Source organism: Tsukamurella sputi (genome assembly GCF_007858445.1).
Lineage (GTDB): Bacteria > Actinomycetota > Actinomycetes > Mycobacteriales > Mycobacteriaceae > Tsukamurella > Tsukamurella sputi.
In genome coordinates this window covers 1-563 of the sequence record NZ_VIGV01000153.1, presented here as the reverse complement: position 1 = coordinate 563, position 563 = coordinate 1, and the positions used below count along the sequence as shown (strand labels likewise).

Below are 563 nucleotides of genomic sequence, written 5' to 3'. Positions count from 1 at the left end.
ACCCGCGCCGCCGCACCGAGGCCGCGTGACCAACCCATCGCCCCAAGGAGAACACGCCATGACCGATATCGGCGCACCCGCCCCGGGATTCGACGAACATGCCGTCCCGCGCGCCCGGCAGGACGAGCATCCCGGTGATCCCGACGGTGTCGACCCCCTGGCTCCCGGCGGATTCGGACGGTGGATCGCGGGCCATCCGCTGGTGCTGCTCTACGCGAACGTCCCCGCCCTCATCATGCCGACGCTGCACCCCAAGATCGCACACGTCCTCAGTGAGAAGGACCGCGCGCTCAACGGGAGCGAGGGGCTGCCCGATCTGCAGGCCACGTCGCGCCGCTTGATCAGCACGTACGAGATGGTCATGGGGATCGTCTTCGCGGGCCCCGAGGCGGACGACGTCGCGCACGGACTGTACGAACTGCACCGACCGATCGCAGGATCGATGCCGGACGACTCGCCCTATCACGCGTGGAACAAGGACGTCTGGAACTGGACGTGGGGTTCGATCCTCAAGGGGGGCATCGATATCGCGGATGACTTCGGGCTGTTCCGCACGGGCGAGG

The 563-nt window shown here is 67.9% G+C and carries 1 protein-coding gene; it reads left to right on the top strand.

Annotated features, from left to right (window positions below; genetic code table 11):
* Positions 1 to 58 precede the first annotated feature (58 nt).
* Positions 59 to 563 (top strand): oxygenase MpaB family protein (locus tag FK268_RS23590; protein ID WP_146437880.1); only part of this gene is annotated, 505 nt, incomplete at its 3' end.